This window comes from Mesorhizobium sp. M0293 (genome assembly GCF_040321735.1).
Classification (GTDB): Bacteria; Pseudomonadota; Alphaproteobacteria; order Rhizobiales; family Rhizobiaceae; genus Mesorhizobium.
This window is the reverse complement of the sequence record NZ_JAMYSA010000077.1, coordinates 1-15456: the sequence shown is the minus strand read 5'-3', so window position 1 is coordinate 15456 and position 15456 is coordinate 1. Positions and strand designations below refer to the sequence as shown.

Annotated in this window: 15 protein-coding genes and 3 pseudogenes; 12 read left to right on the top strand and 6 right to left on the bottom strand. The window is 60.2% G+C overall.

Going from position 1 to position 15456, the window contains the following annotated elements; translation table 11 throughout:
• Positions 1-14: 14 nt before the first annotated feature.
• A pseudogene (gene tnpC / locus NKJ06_RS24590) lies at positions 15-913 on the bottom strand (IS66 family transposase); the annotation flags it as partial.
• On the opposite strand from tnpC (NKJ06_RS24590), the gene NKJ06_RS24585 reads away from it, so the two are divergent.
• Positions 831-1277: a hypothetical protein gene (locus NKJ06_RS24585; protein WP_352810917.1), complete on the top strand. Its 447-nt coding sequence runs from the start codon at positions 831-833 to the stop codon at positions 1275-1277. The pseudogene tnpC (NKJ06_RS24590) and the gene NKJ06_RS24585 overlap by 83 nt on opposite strands.
• A gap of 78 nt (positions 1278-1355) precedes the next feature.
• Here the strand turns inward: NKJ06_RS24585 and NKJ06_RS24580 are convergent, their stop codons facing one another.
• Both NKJ06_RS24580 and NKJ06_RS24575 read right to left on the bottom strand, forming a co-directional pair.
• Positions 1356-1985 (bottom strand): hypothetical protein, encoded by a 630-nt coding sequence (locus NKJ06_RS24580; RefSeq protein ID WP_352810898.1) that lies wholly within the window; start codon positions 1983-1985, stop codon positions 1356-1358.
• 251 nt (positions 1986-2236) lie between these two features.
• On the bottom strand, positions 2237-2707 hold the full coding sequence (locus tag NKJ06_RS24575) for a Ros/MucR family transcriptional regulator (protein ID WP_352571963.1): 471 nt from the start codon (positions 2705-2707) through the stop codon (positions 2237-2239).
• Positions 2708-3436: 729 nt separating this feature from the next.
• Between NKJ06_RS24575 and NKJ06_RS24570 the strand changes: the two genes are divergently transcribed.
• The 4 genes from NKJ06_RS24570 to NKJ06_RS24555 are packed head-to-tail and all read left to right on the top strand — an operon-like array spanning position 3437 to position 6672.
• Entirely contained in the window at positions 3437-3724 is a 288-nt protein-coding gene (locus NKJ06_RS24570; RefSeq protein ID WP_352810896.1) for a gamma-butyrobetaine hydroxylase-like domain-containing protein, read from the top strand.
• A gap of 9 nt (positions 3725-3733) precedes the next feature.
• Positions 3734-5470, top strand: a complete 1737-nt coding sequence (locus NKJ06_RS24565) for a fumarate reductase/succinate dehydrogenase flavoprotein subunit (RefSeq protein WP_352810894.1) — start codon at positions 3734-3736, stop codon at positions 5468-5470.
• Positions 5471-5480: 10 nt separating this feature from the next.
• A complete protein-coding gene (locus tag NKJ06_RS24560) occupies positions 5481-5714 on the top strand; it encodes a 4Fe-4S dicluster domain-containing protein (RefSeq protein ID WP_352725657.1) in 234 nt (77 codons plus the stop codon).
• A gap of 1 nt (position 5715) precedes the next feature.
• Entirely contained in the window at positions 5716-6672 is a 957-nt protein-coding gene (locus tag NKJ06_RS24555; protein ID WP_352810891.1) for a HEAT repeat domain-containing protein, read from the top strand.
• An 18-nt stretch (positions 6673-6690) separates the two neighbouring features.
• Here NKJ06_RS24555 and NKJ06_RS24550 read toward each other — a convergent pair whose 3' ends face one another.
• Entirely contained in the window at positions 6691-7500 is an 810-nt protein-coding gene (locus NKJ06_RS24550; protein WP_352810890.1) for a Crp/Fnr family transcriptional regulator, read from the bottom strand.
• A 322-nt stretch (positions 7501-7822) separates the two neighbouring features.
• Here NKJ06_RS24550 and NKJ06_RS24545 point away from each other — a divergent pair, with 322 nt between their 5' ends.
• From NKJ06_RS24545 to NKJ06_RS24530, 4 genes are all read left to right on the top strand, one after another.
• Positions 7823-9235: an ABC transporter substrate-binding protein gene (locus NKJ06_RS24545; protein WP_352810888.1), complete on the top strand. Its 1413-nt coding sequence runs from the start codon at positions 7823-7825 to the stop codon at positions 9233-9235.
• Between the two features lie 8 nt (positions 9236-9243).
• Positions 9244-10029 (top strand): ABC transporter permease, encoded by a 786-nt coding sequence (locus NKJ06_RS24540; protein WP_352810887.1) that lies wholly within the window; start codon positions 9244-9246, stop codon positions 10027-10029.
• Positions 10026-10856: an ABC transporter ATP-binding protein gene (locus tag NKJ06_RS24535; protein ID WP_352810886.1), complete on the top strand. Its 831-nt coding sequence runs from the start codon at positions 10026-10028 to the stop codon at positions 10854-10856. The genes NKJ06_RS24540 and NKJ06_RS24535 overlap by 4 nt, the downstream gene beginning before the upstream one ends.
• A gap of 222 nt (positions 10857-11078) precedes the next feature.
• Complete coding sequence (locus NKJ06_RS24530; RefSeq protein WP_352810885.1) at positions 11079-11222, top strand: hypothetical protein; 144 nt, start codon at positions 11079-11081, stop codon at positions 11220-11222.
• A gap of 1197 nt (positions 11223-12419) precedes the next feature.
• Here the strand turns inward: NKJ06_RS24530 and NKJ06_RS24525 are convergent.
• Both NKJ06_RS24525 and NKJ06_RS24520 read right to left on the bottom strand, forming a co-directional pair.
• Positions 12420-12587, bottom strand: a pseudogene (locus NKJ06_RS24525) (ABC transporter substrate-binding protein); the annotation flags it as partial.
• A 375-nt stretch (positions 12588-12962) separates the two neighbouring features.
• Positions 12963-13265, bottom strand: coding sequence for a hypothetical protein (locus tag NKJ06_RS24520; RefSeq protein WP_352810883.1), 303 nt, complete (start codon positions 13263-13265; stop codon positions 12963-12965).
• Between the two features lie 12 nt (positions 13266-13277).
• Here NKJ06_RS24520 and NKJ06_RS24515 point away from each other — a divergent pair, with 12 nt between their 5' ends.
• From NKJ06_RS24515 to tnpC (NKJ06_RS24505), 3 genes and pseudogenes are all read left to right on the top strand, one after another.
• Positions 13278-13664 carry a transposase gene (locus NKJ06_RS24515; protein ID WP_352810882.1) on the top strand — a complete coding sequence of 129 codons (387 nt, stop codon included), beginning with the start codon at positions 13278-13280 and terminating at the stop codon, positions 13662-13664.
• Positions 13661-14116 (top strand): IS66 family insertion sequence element accessory protein TnpB, encoded by a 456-nt coding sequence (gene tnpB / locus NKJ06_RS24510; protein ID WP_352810880.1) that lies wholly within the window; start codon positions 13661-13663, stop codon positions 14114-14116. Before NKJ06_RS24515 ends, tnpB begins: the two co-directional genes overlap by 4 nt.
• Positions 14079-15456 (top strand): annotated as a pseudogene (tnpC, locus tag NKJ06_RS24505) (IS66 family transposase); the annotation flags it as partial. The gene tnpB and the pseudogene tnpC (NKJ06_RS24505), both read left to right, overlap by 38 nt.

Below are 15456 nucleotides of genomic sequence, written 5' to 3'. Positions count from 1 at the left end.
AATGACTCACGCATCGCAAAAATCCTGATGTCACGCTCGAGAAGATTGTTGTCGATCGGCATGCTGCCGTCCTCGGTGTAACGAGTCAGATATCCCCATTGGTTCAGGGTGTAGGAGACGGCGTCGCCGAGCTTGCTGTCCGGCAAGACTTTTGGGGCGATGTCGTCGAGCCATGCCTTAAGAGCATTGAGGATGGGGACACTATGTTGCTGGCGGAAGCGGCGAATGCAGTGATCTCGCGTTTCGCCCTTGTCCGGTTTTTCGTTCCGCGCCTGCCTTTCAGCCCGATAGAGCTGTTCGAAGAACCGGAGCGCCTGTTCCGGCGGCCCGCCGCCTTTCTTCCTCGCTTTTAGGGCATCGACGAAGCGCCGCCTCGAATGGGCCATGCATCCAGTGCGTTGCCCTTCCAGCGTGCGCCAAGCGGAATAGCCATCACTCATCACTATGCCGCGGTAATCGCCCAAGAACGTCTGCGGGTGTATCTGGCCGCGACCCGGCTGATAATCGAGCAGCACGATCGGCTCGTCACTGTCCTCGCCGCTCCGGTAAGCCCACATGTACGAGGTGCTTGCGGCCTCTCGATCCTTTTCCTTCAGGACCTGAACAGTCGTCTCGTCGCCATGGATGAGGGGCTGCGATCTGAGCCGCAGCTTCAGCGCGTCATAGATGCGGGAGAGATGCTTTTCGCTCGAGCCGATCACCCAGTGGCCCAGTGCGCCACGGCTGACAGGAACACCCGCGCGCTCGAAGGCCTGCGCCAGGCGGTAGAGCGGCGTGCCGTCGACGTGTATTTGTGAACGAGCGCGAAGGCCAGCCTCGAAGCCGTGGCGATGCTGCCCGGCAAGGGTTGTGCGGGCATCGGCGCGGTCACGACCGGCGTGTTGATGCCGGTACGGTCATCTCGTCGAAATGCTCGAGGACATGCGCGATGGGGAACAGCAGTTCGACGCCGCCCGCGTCCACCTCGCCTATCGGCATTTCGCGGTCTCATTCCCAAGTCGGCCCGGGTCTCCACGGTCGGAGAGACTCCAATTGCCGGGTTCCGCGACCGCTTCGCAACCAAGGAGGGGCTTGTTCTCGTCGATGTCAGCGACGGCACCGCAGTTTGGCGGCGGCCCTCCCAAGTTCGAAGCGGCAAGCCGATCGTACCCGACAGTGCGCTCTACGTTCCCGAGCGTGAGATCTACCGAACGCTGTGGAACGCGCTGCGCATCGGCGAGACCACGATTGGCGATTGCTGCGAATATGTCAGGAGCCATGCCTCTGATATGGAGTAGTCAAACTTTACAGCGATAGGGCCGATCCGGGGCTTCAGTTCAAGTAGTCAGTTCGGGAGCGCGAAAACTCGCGGCCTTTCAGCGGCGGCCAAAGGCCAGGACCTCGGCTGTGTAGGTCTCCACCACCAGGCTGAAGGGCTGGTTCGCCCCGGTATAGAGGATGGCCCGGTGCCGAAGCACCTCATGGGGAATGGCCAGCGCCCCCTTCCCCTCCGCCGGCAGCGGCGCGTCCATCTCCCACCCCTTGGGCAGCGGCGACCACAGCAGCTCGGCGCTAATGGTCTGGCGGCGGAAGTGCAGCGGCTGGACCACCTTGCCGAAGGGCTGGTCGGTGGTGTCGAGCACCTGGTTCATCTGGGGTGTGAGGCGCGACGGGACGTACCAGTTATCGGCCTCGGAGAGCACCAGCTCGCCACAGGCGAGCTGCACACGGCGGTACTGCACGGGTTCGTCAGCGCTGACGCCCAACGCCTGGCGGGCATTTTCCGGCAGCAGTTTGGCGTCGCCCTTCACGCGATGGGCGACGATCTTCGCTTCCGGCGCCAGCCCGTGGTCACCACACCATCGTTCCAGTGTGAGCGTGGCGCTGTGGTGGCTGAGCAGGTCGGCGTTGAGGGTTTCCAGCAGGGCCAAAGCCTGGGTGCGCGAGGCGGTGTCGTTGGTGAAGGGGGTGCGGGCCTCGGAGGGTGACGAGACGGTCACCATCATGGCGAGGGAGGCTGCTGCGATGTAATTTCGAGTACCCATGCTACAAAACCCTTTGCATTGCGTTACGAAGCGGCGTTTGCAGGAACGCAGCCTGTGCGCGAATTGAAAACATGGCGACGCAGCCGCAGCCACGAAACGCACCCTGTTCGCGACGCAGATTTGAAAGGAAAGGGGCTCCTCCCTTTCATATTCCGCGCAGATTATGCCGTTGGCAGCTGCAGCGCTCCAGAACGAATCTCCGGTAGACGAAATCAAGCTGCGACCTTCTTGCGGGTCGGCTTCGCCGGTGCCGGCTCCGGCATTTCCGGCTCTTTCGGTTTGCGGCCGAGCCCCATCGTCTTGGCCAATGACGAGCGCGCCGCGGCGTAGTTCGGCGCGACCATGGGATAATCCGCCGGCAGGCCCCATTTGGCCCGATATCCATCCGGCGTCAGCCCATAGTGGGTCGACAGATGGCGCTTTAGCGATTTGAATTTCTTTCCGTCCTCAAGGGAGATGATGTAGTCCGCTGTCACCGACTTCCTGATCGGGACAGCAGGCTTCAGAGCCTGCGGCTCTTCTGCGGAGACGCTTCCGGCCGTGCCTTTCAGTGCGGCGTGCACTTGTCCGATCAAGGCAGGGAGATCCCCCACCGGGATCGGATTGTTGGAGACATAGGCGGAGACGACATCGGCGGTGAGCTCGATGAGGTTGTCGATGTTTTTTTCGGCTTCTTCTGTCATGGAATTCTCCGGGCAGCTTGAAACACAGTCGGCGAAGCGTCGCTTCATAGTGGCGGTTGTCGCTGAAAGCAAATACAGCCCGGCAGGACTATCTCGATGCTCGTCCAGCACCGAGGACCATAGCGCTGCATCCGCCGTCGTGCGCGTGTTGATCTGCGAGCTGTTGGTTATCCCCCGACCGAGTCGAGTTCAGCTTTGCTTCCCGATCCCCTGCTCGAGAATTTTCCACGAAGAGCCGAAGATATTTCGCGCCATCGGAGCGCAACTGTCGCGATGTCGATTTTGGCAAGTCAGTACCCAAGCAGCTCGACACCTTTGTTGGCGTTCTTGCCGCAGTGCGTTGCGCATTTTCGATATAGGCGTGCAGCCTGCTGCGAAGCGCGTTTCAGCCGTAAGCTTTGGGCCGAATTTCGTCTCCCTTTGGAAGGCGAAACTTGTTTCTTCGCAGCGAGTTCGGGCTGCTTAGGCCCTACTCCGAATGATGCTCGGTCAAGCTGACGGCGAGCTGAGGGCGGTGTTACCCAGCTTAGAGAGCAACCTTTGCGCGCCTCAAGACCTGCAGGCAGCCCGGATCTGTGAGGGTGGAAGCCGAATGGCTGAGCTACTCGACCGCGATCATGCGGCAAGCCGGACTTATCCCGGTTTCAATACGCATGCTGGCCGCAGGCAATTTATTGCGTGTCCGGGGTCCTATGGTCCCTAAGATGAGGCGAACCATCAGGGAACGCCGTGATACCTCTTGAGCTCAAGGTCACCGCCGCGCGCAATCTTCTCTCCGTTACATGGGATGACGGTGCGGTCTCGCTTATCCCGGCGTCCGTGCTCCGAGCACGCAGCCGGGCGGCACAGCAGGTGCGGGCGGACATCGAGGGTAACGAACATTCGTTCGAGACCGTCGCCGTGACGAGCGCAGAGGCGATCGGTTCATACGCCATACGTCTGGTTTTCTCCGACGGGCACGACCGAGGCATCTATCCCTGGAGCTATTTGCGCGAAATCGCCGATTCTGAGGCGTGAGGAACGAGAATGGATAATTTTGTCGAAGGGCTGTCGGAAGTCACCTGCGATGTGCTGGTGATCGGCGGCGGCACGGCCGGACCGATGGCGGCGCTCAAGGCGAAGCAGAAAAATCCCGCTCTGAATGTCGTCCTGCTCGAAAAGGCCAATGTGAAGCGTTCCGGAGCTATCTGCATGGGCATGGACGGGCTGAACAACGCCGTCGTCCCAGGATATGCGACGCCCGAGCAATATACCAAGGAGATCACCATCGCCAATGACGGCATCGTCGATCAGGCGCCGGTCTTCAAATATGCCTCGCGCTGCTATGACATCATCCAGGAACTTGACGGTTTCGGCATCCGTTTCCAGAAGAACGCCAATGGCGATTTCGACCTGAAGAAGGTCCACCATCTCGGAACCTATGTGCTGCCGATGCCGAATGGCGATACCGTCAAGAAGGCGCTCTACCGGCAGATCAAGCGCGAAAGGATATTGGTCTCCAACCGCTTCATGGCAACGCGCCTGTTGACCGCCAAGGACGGCAGGATCGCGGGCGCCATTGCTGTGAACACGCGCACGGCTGAATTCCTCGTGCTGCGCGCCAAGACCGTGATCCTGTGCATGGGCGCGGCGGGCCGCCTCGGATTGCCGCATTCCGGCTATCTCTTTGGAACCTATGAGAATCCGACCAATTCCGGTGACGGTTATGCCATGGCCTACCACGCGGGTGCCGCGCTCGCGAATCTCGAATGCTATCAGATCAATCCGCTGATCAAGGACTATAACGGCCCGGCTTGCGCTTACGTCGCCGGTCCGTTCGGAGCCTATACCGCCAACAATGAAGGCAAGCGCTTCATCGAAAGCGACTACTGGTCGGGACAGATGATGCAGGAATTCTACAACGAACTACAGTCGGGCAAGGGGCCGGTGTTCCTAAAGCTTAACCACCTTCATGCCGACACGGTCGGCGAGATCGAAGAGATCCTGCACAAGGTCGAGCGCCCGTCGCGCGGCCGGTTCCATCAGGCGCGGGGCACCGATTACCGCGAAAAGATGATCGAAATGCACATTTCCGAAATCGGCTTCTGTTCGGGTCACAGCGCGTCGGGCGTTTTCGTCGATGAATTCGCCCGGACCACGGTGCCGGGCCTCTACGCCGCGGGCGACATGGCGAGCGTGCCACACAACTATATGCTCGGCGCCTTCACCAATGGAGCCGTCGCCGGCGAGCACGCTGCCGAAGTCGCGCTCGAAACCGACCTTCCGGATTTCGACAGCGAGTTTGTCCGGGCGGAGCGCGAGCGGGTGTTGGCACCGACGCGGCGCGAGGACGGCATCCCGCCCAACCAGCTGGAATATAAGGCCCGGCGGTTGGTCAACGACTATCTGCAGCCGCCCAAGGTGACGGCCAGGATGCAGATCGGCCAGGCGCGGCTCACGGAGATCAGGGATGATCTCGAAACCGCCCTTGTCGCACGCGACGCACATGAACTGATGCGTTCGCTCGAAGTTTCGTCCATTCTCGACTGCGCCGACATGGCGGCCCATGCCTCGCTCTTCCGGACGGAGAGCCGCTGGGGGCTCTATCACAACCGTGTCGATTATCCCAAAAAGGATGACGACAACTGGTTCTGCCATACGCTTCTGCGCAAGGTCGACGGCCGCTCGGTTTCTGAGAAGCGGCCAATCCAACCCTACATCGTTCCGATCGAGAACGAGGAGCGGACGGCCTATGACCGTCTGCGCGTTTCCAATCAAGCCTGACGAGGAAGCCATGCCGCTTGCGCTTTCACCCACAACCGTTCCCGTCGTCGTGGACGAGGCGAAATGCATCGCCGACAAGGGCTGCACGGTCTGCGTCGATGTCTGCCCGCTGGATGTCCTGCGCATCAGCGATCTCACTGGCAAAGCCTATATGAAATTCGACGAGTGCTGGTACTGCATGCCGTGCGAGCAGGATTGTCCGACCGGCGCTGTAACCGTCAACATCCCCTATCTGTTGCGCTGACATGACTGCATTCGATCCCTTCGAAGATTTTGGCGACATCGAGGAAATCGGCGAGCGTCTGAGCGATGCAGACGCGGCCGTGCGACGGCTTGCCGTCATCGACCTTGCCGAGACCGCGAGCGCGGATGTGCTGCCGCATCTCCTCACCGCAGTTGCCGACCCCGACGCGACAGTGCGGTTGCAGCTGGCGATTGCACTGTCCGAGTTCGACACCGTTGAGGCGGCTGCGGGCCTTGCCCGTCTGGCGGCGGATCAGGATTTGACGGTGGCCCAGGCGGCAGCCGATAGCCTTGCTGAGCTGAAGGATCCGGCGGCAGCGCAATCCATTCTGCCGCTCGTCAGTCATGGGCGCGCCTTCGTCCGGGCTGCCGGTTTTCGCGGGCTGAAAGCGTTGCGTTCGCGTGGGGCACTCGGCCCCGCTCTGGCGGCGATGCGGGATGAAGATGCCAATGTGCGCGCACAGGCGCTCGGCGTCGTTGCCTATCTCAAGCTGGAAGAGACCTTGCCGTCCCTCATCGCCGCGACGCGCGATGCCGATGCCACCGTTCGGTCGGTTGCGGTCAATGCCTTGTCCTTCACGAGCCAGCCCGCCGCAACGGCCGCCCTGACGGCTGCCCTCGACGATGAGAACTGGCAGGTGCGGGCCGCGGCGGCCGAATCGCTCGGCCGTATCGGCCAGACCTCGGCCGTCGACGGACTGAGCGCCGGCCTTTCCGACGAATACTGGCAGGTTCGGCAAAAATGCCTGAATGCGCTTGGCAAGCTCAAGGCGCAATCGGCGGTACGGCAGATTTCCGTGCTGTTGACGAGCGACATGGCCTCACTGCGTAAGGAGTCTGCGTCAGCGCTCGGTGAGATCGCCGATCCATCGTCGCGAGATGCTCTCATGGCGCATATCGGCGACGCCGATCCAGACGTACGCAAGACCGTTCGCTGGGCGCTAACGCGGCTCGGTTAGTGGAAGCCGAACGCGGCCTCACGCCGCCGCGCGCTTCGAAACCATTTCCATCAGCGCGTGCGGGCGTTCGATGCGGATATGGCGTGGCGTCACCGTTACCAGCCCTTCCTTTTGGAAGCGCTTCATCATCATCGTCACCCATTGGCGTGTGGAGCCCACCATGGCCGCAATCTGGTCATGCGTCACCTTGGCATTGACGACGATTGCCCGTCCGTCGCGGACGCCATGAAGGTTACCGAGATTCATCAGGAACTGCGCCAGACGTTCGATCACCGAACGCGTGCCAAGCATCTGAGCCATCGCCGAATAGCATCTGCCCTTCGCTGCAAGCCCCTGGAGAAGACAGAGCGCGAAATTCGGAAGCTCGACGACGAGCTTCTTCAACGCATTGGCCGGTATGAACAGCATCCGGCATTCACTCAATGCTTCTCCCGACCAGATATGGATTCCACCGCCGGTCATTTCGGGACCACCAATGAAATGCCCCGCCGTCCAGTAGGCGAGGGTGATCTCGCGTCCTGACGGTGCCGTGTAGAAGACGTGAACCTTGCCGCTTTCGATGATGAAAATGCCACCGTGCCTATCGCCCTGGGTGAAGATCGCCTGACCGGTCGCAAAAGCAAGACGTCGGCCATGCGCCCTCAGTTTCGCCCACTCGTCTGATGTCAGGGTATCGAGAAAATGCGCGCCGTCGTCGAGCCCTTCCACGCTTTCGCTGAGAAAGAGCGCCCGATCGCCGGGAAGAACGACCTGCTCGGGCAGTTCGAGCACCGGCTCATGTTTCTTACGCTCAGCTTCGAAATCGGTAGAAAGCATTTCGAGGCTCATATCCGGCTCCTTGCGCATGGTGAAAACGCGTAAAAAGTATATAAATTCTATAGGCAAAAAAGGAATACAATTGCGCCGTTCATGCCTGATTTAGATGATTGTTGTCCCATTCGAACGGCGCCAGCGTAACCTTTTGTTTTAGCACGACGAATTTAATGCCGACGCGGATGCCTGGGATAAACCGACCAGAAACCGTGCAAGTAATTGCTTATGCCCTCGGCTCGGGCGTCACATAAATTTGCCGGACAGCGGATTGGCAATCGCCACTGGGTTAGCAAATTCAGCCGCCGAATGCCGGCAATCAAATCACGAGGTAAAACCCATGAATTTTCGCACAAACTTGGCTGCCCTTGCCCTTATGGCCGCCGGCTTTGCTTCTGCCGCGGATGCCGAAACCATCCGCGTGGCGATCGGCACGCAGGACACCACCATCAATACCGCCACGGGCGGATTGCTGATCCGTGAGTTGAAGCTGCTCGACAAATACCTGCCGCACGACGGCAAGTATAAGGACGTCAGCTATGATATTCAGTGGAAGAACTTCACGAGCGGCGCGCCGATCACCAATGAGCAGATCGCCGGAAAGCTTGATTTCGGCGTGATGGCAGATTTCCCCGGCTCGTTCAACGGTCTCGCCCATATCAAGGCCGGAAGAAAGAGCTTGTTCATCACCGTGCTATCCGGCAGCGTGAACGGTAGCGGCAACGGCATTGTGGTGCCGACCGCTTCGCCCATCCAGTCGCTCTCGGACCTCAAGGGCAAGACCATCTCCGTTCCATTCGCATCGACCTCGCATGGCATGCTGCTGCGCGCCGTCAAGGCGCAGGGGTGGGACGCCGAACGCGACGTGAAGATCATCACCCAGGCGCCTGAAGTTGCCGGCGCGGCCCTGCAGGCAAACCAGATCGAGGCGCATGCCGATTTTGTCCCCTTTGCCGAACTCTTCCCCTGGCGCGGCTTCGCACGCAAGATCTATGACGGATCGCAGGCAAAGACGCCCACTTTCCACGGTGCTCTGGTCGATGCCAACTATGCCGAAAAATATCCCGAGATCGTTGTTGCCTATCTTCGCGCCGCAATCGAGGCCGATCAGTTGATCGCCAGGGAGCCGGAGAAATACAGTGAACTGATCGCAAAGGTGACGGGCGTCGAAGCCGAGGTCGACTACCTGTTCCATGGACCGCTCGGGCTTCAGACCCGTGATTTAACCTGGAAGCCGGAATACCGCCAGGCTGTCGCCACCGCGATCGACACTTTGAGGGTCCTGAAAAAGACCGACCAGTCGCTCGACGTGAACAGCTTTGTCGACGAGCGGTTCATAAGGGCCGCATTCAAGGCATCTGGGCTCGGCTACGATGCCGCGCTCAAGAACTACGCCCAGCTGCCTTTGAACGCCAAGGATGCTGCCACCGGTGAGGCGATCAGCGATCCCAAGCGTGTTGCCGAGATTTGGATCCAGGGTGAGCCGCTCGTGCGACATTATGCGTCGCCGGAAAACGCATTCAAGGCGCTCAAGGCCATCGAAGGTGAGGGCAAATCGATCCGGGTATTTTATGCCCAGGACCGTGAAAGCGGCATCAAGCTGCTCGGCAATCAGGCCTGGTTCGTGCGTGCCGACGGCGGCGAGGTCAGCGCCTTCCTGCTAAAGGAAAATGCCGAGAAATGGGCAAACGATCATGGTGGCAAGGTGCTGGATTTTGCTGCCGCCAAGGCCTCGATCATGGCCAGCAATTGAGGCTGGCCATGACGCGTTTCCATCTTGGGCGCTGGTTGCGCCGGACAGGATCTCTCGCCACCTGCCTCATTCTCTGGCAGATGGCATCGAGCCTCAAACTGAATCTCGGCATTGTCACGTTCGAGAATGTGCCGTTGCCCGTGGATGTCGGGTCGGCAGCATTGGATTTCCTGCGCTCGCCCAAGTTCTTTGCCCATGTCTCGAGCAGCCTGGAAAGGGTTCTCGCCGGCTTTGGCATCGCCGCCGTGATCGGCATCGTCCTCGGCCTCGTCATCGGTCGCTCACGGTGGCTCGGGGATTTCCTGCAAGCCCCGCTCGAACTCCTGCGGCCGATCCCGGCCGTCGCCTGGATTCCGCTTGCGGTTCTGATGTTTTCGTCGTCGGAACTCTCGATGATTTTCATCACCTTTACGGGCGCATTGTTTCCGATCCTGCTCAACACCGTCCACGGCGTCGAAAGCGTCGATCGAAGGCTGATTGCCTCTGCGCGCAGCCTTGGGAGCACCCGGACGGCGATGCTGTTGGAAGTCATTATTCCAGGCGCGGCGCCGAACATCGTCACGGGCCTGGTCATCGGCATGGGCACGTCCTGGTTCTGTCTCGTCACCGCCGAGATGATCGCCGGCCAGTTCGGTATCGGTTACTACACCTGGGAATCCTACACGCTGCAAAACTATCCTGAAATCATCGTCGGCATGATCCTGATCGGGCTGTTCGGCATGGGGAGCAGCGCCCTCTTGCGAGCGGCAGGTGCTGCACTTCTTCCATGGCACACGAAGGACAGCAAACGATGAACACCCATCAGCGCAGCTTTCGCGCGGCAACGGGCCGTATCGAGGTCAATCATGTTTCGATCCGGCTCGGTCGCGGCAGCAGTGCGTTCGAAGCCGTCAGTGATGCGAGCTTCGAAGTCTCTCCCGGCGAATTCGCCTGTCTTCTGGGGCCATCCGGCTGTGGGAAGTCGACCCTGCTCGGCGCCTTGGCGGGACATATCAAGCCGACTGCCGGCGTCCTTTCGGTCGACGGAGAGCCCGTAAAAGACCCCCATCCGGAACGCGGCATCGTTTTCCAGCACCACACACTGTTTCCGTGGAAGAATGCGCGCGATAACGTCGCTTTCGGCCTCAAGATGCGCGGCGTCAAGCGCGGGCAACGGCGTCTCGAGGCGGAGAAAATGCTCGATCTCGTCGGCCTGAACGGCTTTGCTGGGCGCTATCCCGGCCAGCTGTCCGGCGGCATGCAGCAACGCGTCGAGATCGCGCGTGTTCTCGTCAACCAGCCACGGCTGCTGCTGATGGACGAGCCGTTCGGGGCGCTCGATGCCCTGACACGGCTTCGAATGCAGGAATTGCTGCTCGATATCTGGGAGCAATTCCGCAAGACGATCCTATTCGTCACTCATGATATCGACGAAGCCTTGCTGCTCGCCGACCGGATCATCGTCATGCAGGCGCAGCCCGGCCGGATCCACGAGGAAATCACCGTGCCTTTCGAGAGGCCGCGCATGACCGAGATCATCGCCTCGGGCGAGTTCATGCGCCTGAAACAGCATTGCCTGCATCTTCTTCACAGCGACAGGCGAGGGGATACTTTGCCTCGGCTTTCTCCCTTGGGCTTGTGAGGAGTGTCGAAGCAGTCTCGACAGCCCGCCGTCCGGCTTGGAAGATCACAACGGGTTCACGAACTTGGGAATCTTTAGACTCCGTATATTCGTCCTTAGAATTGGCCAAGATCACAGATTGGGCCGATGACCCAATGCGTGTCACAGGATGAGGAACTTCGAAGCTCGTACTTGCGCGACCTGACCATAATATAAAGTCGCCCGAGAATGCGATGTGATGGCATGTGGACTCGATTCCCGGAAACGCTGGTCGTCAATATCGGCGCAGTGCTCGAACTGGCGTCGAATGGCTATTTTGCGCGCGACCGTGCATCGGGTCGTGACGCCGCCGCCGGCGTCCAGGGGCTTCCGTTCCGTTTTTCTTAAGCGCGGCGGGAATGCGACCATGCCGCTTCTGAGCCTGCCGAAAGAATTGGCGGCCGAGGCCCGCGGACCGGCAAGTGGTCGGGGCACCGTTGTTCCGACATGCCGCCTGAAAAGCCGACCGCGTTCGTATGCCGATGTGGCACGCCGGTGCCGATCTTCAGGTTTGCGGTCTGAGCACGAATCTTTCCCGTTTCGCGCTTTCTTTGGATTGTCATTCGTCGCCAAAGCCGTGAAATGAGCTCAGAAAGGCAAAATCGTTCGGCGGTTTTCCTCCCATTCCGCTAAACGGTGTTCCCCTCTGAAGGCTTTGACCTTCAGCCGGCCGGGCCGCATTCGAGCCCGGCCTTTTTTGTTCGACGGGCTGCTTTGTTCAGATCTGTTGGAACGCGTTTCGCTGGGTCAGTCTTTCGGAAACAAGACGGTTTGCATTCGCAGCCGATGTTATTTACGCGTCATGCGAAATCTGGCGGCCGACCCCGGGATTGCCAAGTCCGCTCGCTTCGCTAAATTGAGGCGCTAGAGCAGTCCAATCGGGAGACCATTCTCGGAGCCCAAAGGATGTCCTGTAACCTCTAGGTATCCCGCCCAAACCCCCAATGGCCCAGCGTTACGACATAGAGAAGACGCCCGAAGGCACGTGGGACATTATCGACGTCTTCACGGGGCTGCCGGTCGTCGAGGTGGGCGTCCCCTTAATCGACATGCCTATCGAAGAGCCGACGACTTGGTCGACCTTCTCAACTGCCGCGACAGGACACGGCAGGGCGATATCCAGGCTCTCTCGTAAATGGCAATTTCATCAACCATGCCTTCAGCCAGTTCGACGCGGTCTCGAACATCGAATTGATATCGTTCACGCAGAGGACCAAGATCGGATGTCGTTGGCGTCCTTTGAGGGTGGGTCGCATGAGCATCGGCTCAGTTCTTACGGCAGAACAGGCCGTGCGATGCTCCGCCAAACCACCTGCCGCATCATCCTTCTCGGCAAACCGTCTAACCAGATGCCATACGGGCGTCCTGAGAGGGCACGTCTCCTTCAATAGCGGCCCTGTGCTTCCACTTATGCGGGCCACCTGAGGAGTTGCTCAGCGGCACATTGAATTTCCGATTTTTTACGGTGTTATCTGGGTACGTCGTCCGCACGCCGGCATGGTCGAAGAGGCGGACGCCGATGGCGCCCGCCTTCAATGTTTCTGTTCAGCTATTGGGCTTCGGCAGGCCGGGCGGGTTGGTGCGCGACTGGTCGATGGCTTCGGCGGTAAGGCTCCACTTCTTCAGCACCTCGCCATATTTGCCGCTGGCGATCAGCTCGTTGACGGCGAGCGTGATGGCGTCGGCCAGACCGCTGCCTTTGCGCGTGGCCAGGTGCTGGTGCTCTACGTCAGTTGGGGTATCGCCAATACCGTGGCAGCGCGACGCCATTGAAGTAGTCCAGAATTCCGGGGTGGGTGGATTTCCAGCCATCGCGTTTTCTGGTCGAGACCATTGGATAAAGGATAAAATATCATCTGACGTGTTCCGATGATGAGGCATGGAAGCGCATCGAGGCGCGGACCTTACCCTTGATTCCAGCCTCTATATCGCACGGAACACATTCGATGTGCTGAAGGCTCGTTTTGAACCATTGTCTGGCGACGAGACCTCGAATTGAGGTGTCGCAGAACTCAGCCGCGAAACTCTGACTTTTGCGAGCGATTTTTGCGACAGAAATTTCCGTGATTTTTCAGCACGTGCGAACCCTCACCCGTTCGAAACTGCGGAGAGAGCATAGCGCCGCAGGATGACCTCGCCGACGACTGGTTGAAGCACTGGATTGTCATAGAGTCCCGCCATCACTACCACCACCAATTCCAAACTGGGAACCACGTAGAGGCGTTGGCCGCCCCAGCCCACGGCCGATGCCCATTTGATTCCTGGCGATTGATCAGTGATCGGCCGAGCCACCTGCGGGTGTATCTGGCCGCGACCCGGTTGATAAGTAAACGCGTAGGCATCCCCACGTAGCGTGCAGGCGGTTGATCGCTCATTTTCAGCATGAATCATGCGGAGAATCCTGTGAGCGACAGTATGAGCCCTCATCGAACATTCGAGATTTTGACGGCGGAGCCTGTGCCGTCCCGACGCAAGCCGCGCCATCGGTCGGACGAAGAGAAGGCACGGCTTGTCGCCGAAGCGTTCTCACCAGGGGGCAATGTGTCGGCGGTTGCGCGTTCCGAGGGTCTGGACCCCTCGCAGCTCTATGCTTGGCGCCGCAAGGCGCTTTCGTCGGGCATGGTTGCGCCACTAACGGAGGCAGCGAGCAATCCGGCGAAGTTCACGCGCTTTGAAGCGGTGGGCAGCGACACGGTGGAAATCGTCATTGGCGACGCAGTGGTGCGCGCCGGCGGCGATGTCGATCCCGATCGCCTGGCGAGGATCATCCGCGCGGTTCGCAAGGCATGATCGCTTCCGGTGTGGTGGTTTACGTGTCGTGCCAGCCGGTCGACTTCCGCAAAGGCGCGGCATCTTTGATGGCGCTGGTCAGGGATGGCGGCTTGGACCCGTTCTCGGGGGCGCTTCACGTATTCCGTTCGAAGCGTACGGACCGGGTTCGCATCGTGTGGTGGGACGGCAGCGGGGTTTGTCTTTATTCGAAGACTCTGGAAGATCACAGCTTCTGCTGGTCTGCGATATCGGCCGCGCATGCGTCTGGACCACGCCCAGCTGATGGCGCTTCTGGCCGGGTTAGACTGGAAAAAGATCCGTCCGGCCAGGGTCAGGCGGCCGTTATCGACGGGCTGAAACCGGCCTGCGGCAAGATGAATCATGCGGCTGGAACGGTTGGGAAAGCGGCTGTTTTTGTGCTTTGTTGCTTGCATGGTTCTACCGGGTCTTGCCCTTCCCGACGACGTTGATGCGCTGAAGGCGATGATCCTTTCCATGGCTCGCGAGCAGGCTGCGAGCGAGGCCCGGATCGTAGTCGCCGAAGCTCGGATCGTCGATCCTGAAAGTTTTGCAGCGCACGCAACATGGCACGCGTTCCGAGCGGCTACGCCTGGCCATCGACGACGAGCAGGTCTCCTTTGTCTTCGAGGAGGTCGAGACCGGCCTTTCGGCGATCCGGAGCGAACTTGCTCACGAGGCTGGGGACAAGCCGAAGCGAGCCCCGCGCCCGCGCAAGGGTTTTGCCGCCCACCTCGAACGCATCGAGGAAGTTATCGAGCCGGAAATCCCGGGCGACTGCGAGGGGCTGGAAAAGGTTCTGATCGGCGAGGACCGCTGCGAGCGACTGGACGTCGTGCCGCCGAAGTTCCGGGTCATCGTCACGCGCCGTCCCAAATACGCTTTCCGGGGCCGTGACGGCGTGGTCCAGGCTCTGGCGTCGGCGTACATCGTTGAAAGCGGCCTGCCGACGGAGCGGCTGCTCCCCTATATCGCCGTGTCGAAATACGCCGACGGCCTTCCGCTTTACCGGCAGGAGACGATCTATCTGCGCGATGGCGTTGAACTCAGCCGGTCGTTGATGGCGCAGTGGATGGGGCACCTGGGCTTCGAATTGCAGATGCTCGCCGATTACATCCTTGAGCGCGTCAAGGAGGGCGAAAGGGTCTTCGCCGACGAGACGACCTTGCCCACCCTTGCCCCCGGAGCGGGGAAAACCACGAAGGCCTGGCTATGGGCCTACGCACGGGATGATCGACCCTATGGTGGAACCAGTCCGCCAATGGTTGCCTATCGTTTTGAAGACAGCAGAGGCGCGGATTGCGTGGCGCGCCACCTCGCCGGATTCAGCGGTATCCTGCAAGTGGATGGCTACTCGGCCTATACCAACCTGGTCAAGGCACGGGCCAAAGCCGGCAGCAATGAATCAATCCGGCTCGCCGGGTGCTGGGCTCACCTGCGGCGCAAATTCTACGACCTTCTCGCAGGCCGCGACGGTAACGATCATCGCCATGACCGAATTGTGGAAGGTCGAGGACGAGGTTCGCGGCAAGGATGCCGGAAGCCGCGCCGCGCTCCGTCAGGAAAAATCCGTGGCCATGGTCGCGAGCCTCTTCGATCTATGGGAAGCGGAACTGGGGAAGGTCTCCGGAAAATCCAAGACCGCCGAGGCGATCCGCTACGCGCTCACCCGGCGGGAGGCGCTGGAACGCTTTCTGATGGACGGTCGCATCGAAATCGACTCCAATATCGTCGAGCGTGCAATCAGGCCCCAGACGATCACGCGAAAGAATAGTCTATTCGCCGGCAGCCA

Bases quoted from the DNA above. Each gene is read 5' to 3' on its own strand.
- NKJ06_RS24585 (WP_352810917.1), top strand. From the start codon at position 831: ATGCTGCCCGGCAAGGGTTGTGCGGGCATCGGCGCGGTCACGACCGGC.
- NKJ06_RS24580 (WP_352810898.1), bottom strand. From the start codon at position 1,985: ATGATGGTGACCGTCTCGTCACCCTCCGAGGCCCGCACCCCCTTCACC.
- NKJ06_RS24575 (WP_352571963.1), bottom strand. From the start codon at position 2,707: ATGACAGAAGAAGCCGAAAAAAACATCGACAACCTCATCGAGCTCACC.
- NKJ06_RS24565 (WP_352810894.1), top strand. From the start codon at position 3,734: ATGGATAATTTTGTCGAAGGGCTGTCGGAAGTCACCTGCGATGTGCTG.
- NKJ06_RS24560 (WP_352725657.1), top strand. From the start codon at position 5,481: ATGCCGCTTGCGCTTTCACCCACAACCGTTCCCGTCGTCGTGGACGAG.
- NKJ06_RS24555 (WP_352810891.1), top strand. From the start codon at position 5,716: ATGACTGCATTCGATCCCTTCGAAGATTTTGGCGACATCGAGGAAATC.
- NKJ06_RS24550 (WP_352810890.1), bottom strand. From the start codon at position 7,500: ATGAGCCTCGAAATGCTTTCTACCGATTTCGAAGCTGAGCGTAAGAAA.
- NKJ06_RS24545 (WP_352810888.1), top strand. From the start codon at position 7,823: ATGAATTTTCGCACAAACTTGGCTGCCCTTGCCCTTATGGCCGCCGGC.
- NKJ06_RS24540 (WP_352810887.1), top strand. From the start codon at position 9,244: ATGACGCGTTTCCATCTTGGGCGCTGGTTGCGCCGGACAGGATCTCTC.
- NKJ06_RS24535 (WP_352810886.1), top strand. From the start codon at position 10,026: ATGAACACCCATCAGCGCAGCTTTCGCGCGGCAACGGGCCGTATCGAG.
- NKJ06_RS24530 (WP_352810885.1), top strand. From the start codon at position 11,079: ATGTGGACTCGATTCCCGGAAACGCTGGTCGTCAATATCGGCGCAGTG.
- NKJ06_RS24520 (WP_352810883.1), bottom strand. From the start codon at position 13,265: ATGATTCATGCTGAAAATGAGCGATCAACCGCCTGCACGCTACGTGGG.
- tnpB (WP_352810880.1), top strand. From the start codon at position 13,661: ATGATCGCTTCCGGTGTGGTGGTTTACGTGTCGTGCCAGCCGGTCGAC.